This window comes from Cryobacterium fucosi, assembly GCF_004403515.1.
Classification (GTDB): Bacteria; Actinomycetota; Actinomycetes; order Actinomycetales; family Microbacteriaceae; genus Cryobacterium; species Cryobacterium fucosi.
Window position 1 is genome coordinate 1 of sequence record NZ_SOHH01000072.1, and the last position, 2,467, is coordinate 2,467.

The following is a 2,467-nucleotide window of genomic DNA, read 5'->3' on the forward strand; positions in this document are numbered from 1 at the left end:
CTGCCGGTGTCCCGCCTGCCGACATGGCGCCGGCCGCTGTGGCGCCGGCCGCTGTGGCACCCGCAGCCGAGCTGCCGGGTCCGGACCTGGCGCCCGCCGCGGCCCGGCCTCGGTCGACCCCGCCGGTGCGTGCCCTCGCCCGGGTGCTCGGCGTCGACCTCTCCCACCTCACCGGCACCGGCCCGACCGGCCTGATCACCAGGGAGGACGTGCGCGCCCAGCTCGCCCGGCCCGCCGAGGAGCTCGCAGGGCCCGAACCCTCCGCCGAGGAGCTCGCAGGGCCCGAACCCTCCGGTGCGACCCAGACATCCGGTCCGGGACTTCGGGAGACCCGCAGCCCCATCCGGAGTGTGCGGAAGCACACCGCGGCGGCCATGGTGCGGAGCGCGTTCACCGCGCCGCACGTCACCGAATTCCTCACCATCGACGTCACGCCGACCATGGAACTGATCGAATCGTTGAAGACGAACCGGTCCTTCCAGGGGGTGCGCATCGGCATCCTCGCCGTCGTGGCGAAGGCGCTCTGCCTCGCCGTCGCCCGCAACCCGGGCGTGAACACCCGGTGGGACGAGGCGGCCGGCGAGATCGTGCAGTTCCACTACGTCACCCTCGGCATCGCGGCGGCCACCCCGCGCGGCCTGCTCGTGCCGAACATCCCGGACGCCGACGGGCTCTGCCTCGCCGACCTCGCCACGGCGCTCGCCGGCCTCACCGAGGCGGCCAGGGCCGGCACGACCAGCGCGGCCTCGCTCCGCGGCGGCACGATCTCGATCACCAACGTCGGCGTCTTCGGCATCGACGCCGGAACGCCGATCCTCAACCCGGGCGAGGCCGCCATCCTGGCCGTGGGCGGCATCCGTCGCCAACCCTGGGAGCACAACGGCAGGATCGCGCTGCGCCAGGTGATGACGCTCAGCCTCTCCTTCGACCACCGGCTCGTCGACGGTGAGCAGGGAGCCCGTTTCCTGGTCGACATCGGCACGATCCTCGCCGACCCGGCCATGGTCCTGACCATGGTCTAGCCGGAGCTTTCTGGCTAGCGTTGCCGGGGGCCTCGCACCGCCGGATGTCGAGCGCGCCAGTTTCGCCGCTGCGCGCCAAGCGTGCCTGGAGCGTTGCGGCGAAACTGGTGCGCTCGGGAATGAGCGACAGGAACGGCCGGTGAGCGACGGGTTGACCGGTCACGGGTGACGGAGCAGAGTGGGGGCATGAGCCCGGCGAGCACCATCCTCACCCCCGTCCAGACCGAATCCGTGCTGGCCGGGGGCGCTTTCGTACACCTGGACGGCACCCTCCACGGCGCGTTCCGGACGACCGACTTCGCCTCGGCCGCCCGCCTGGTCGCCGCGATATCCGAGGCGGCGGATGCGGCGAACCACCACCCGGAGGTGAGCCTCGGCTACGGCTCGGTCGGCATCCGGCTCAGCTCACACGACGCCGGCGGGGTGACCGAGCGTGACCTCGCCCTCGCCCTGCGCTGCCAGGAGCTCGCCGACGCGCAGGGCGCCGAACGCGCCCGGCCGGCACCGGCCCGCTATGACGTGGCAATCGACAGCACCGACGCCGACGCGATCCGCCCGTTCTGGCAGGTCGGTCTCGGCTACGTCGAACTGGACACCGCCGACGGCATCGAGCTCGTCGACCCGCGCGGGCAGGGCCCGAAGGTCTGGTTCCAGCACATGGAGATCGCCCGCACGGACCGCAACCGGATCCACCTGGACGTGTACGTGCCCACCAGCGACGCCGAGGAGCGCGTGCAGGCCATCGTCGAGGCGGGCGGGGTGTTGCTCACCGACGAGCACGCGCCGGACTGGTGGGTGCTGGCGGATGTCGAGGGCAACGAACTCTGCGTCTGCACGACGGTCCACTGACCCCGCTGACCCCGGTTCACCCGGCGGCAGGCACGCCCAGGGCGGCGAGCGCCATCTCCTCGAGCACGGGCCGCACGGTGCGCGCCGAGGAGGCCTGCATGCTGTGGGGCGTGGAGTTGAGCAGCCCGAAAGTGGCCTGGGCGCGGATGCGCAACAGCTTCGGCTCGACCTCGGGGTGCACCTCCCCGAGCATCCGCACCCACAGCTCCACGTAGCTCCGCTGCAGGGCGCGCACCTCGTGCCGCTCGGCGTCGGCGAGGCTGTCGAGGTCCCGGTCCTGCACCCGGATGACGTCGGGGTTGGCCAGGGCGAAGGCCAGGTGGAAGCGCACGAGCGAGCGGAGCGCCGCCGCGGCATCCGGCGCAGTCGCAACGACCGTGTTGCCGCCCGCGACGAGGTCGGCGCTCGCCCCGACCAGGAGCGCGGCGAGCACGGCCTGCTTGCCGCTGAAGTGCCGGTAGACGGCCGGGCCGCTCACGCCGACGGCCGCGCCCAGGTCCTCGATCGACACGCCGTTGAATCCCGATCGGGCGAAGAGCGCCGACGCCGCCTCGAGCAGGGCCGCGCGCCGGTCGGCCTTCGCCCGGCTGCGCGGC

The 2,467-nt window shown here is 73.1% G+C and carries 3 protein-coding genes; 2 read left to right on the forward strand and 1 reads right to left on the reverse strand.

The window, feature by feature from the left end; all coding sequences use genetic code 11:
• A partial coding sequence (locus E3T48_RS10555; RefSeq protein WP_134524022.1) for a dihydrolipoamide acetyltransferase family protein occupies positions 1-1,022 on the forward strand: 1,022 nt, incomplete at its 5' end.
• Positions 1,023-1,208: 186 nt separating this feature from the next.
• Positions 1,209-1,871 (forward strand): VOC family protein, encoded by a 663-nt coding sequence (locus E3T48_RS10560; protein WP_134524023.1) that lies wholly within the window; start codon positions 1,209-1,211, stop codon positions 1,869-1,871.
• 16 nt (positions 1,872-1,887) lie between these two features.
• Here E3T48_RS10560 and E3T48_RS10565 read toward each other — a convergent pair.
• The coding region (locus E3T48_RS10565; protein ID WP_134524024.1) for an SACE_7040 family transcriptional regulator at positions 1,888-2,467 on the reverse strand (580 nt) is incomplete at its 5' end.

Excerpts from the sequence above, each read along its gene's own strand:
- E3T48_RS10560 (WP_134524023.1), top strand. The coding sequence starts at position 1,209 with ATGAGCCCGGCGAGCACCATCCTCACCCCCGTCCAGACCGAATCCGTG.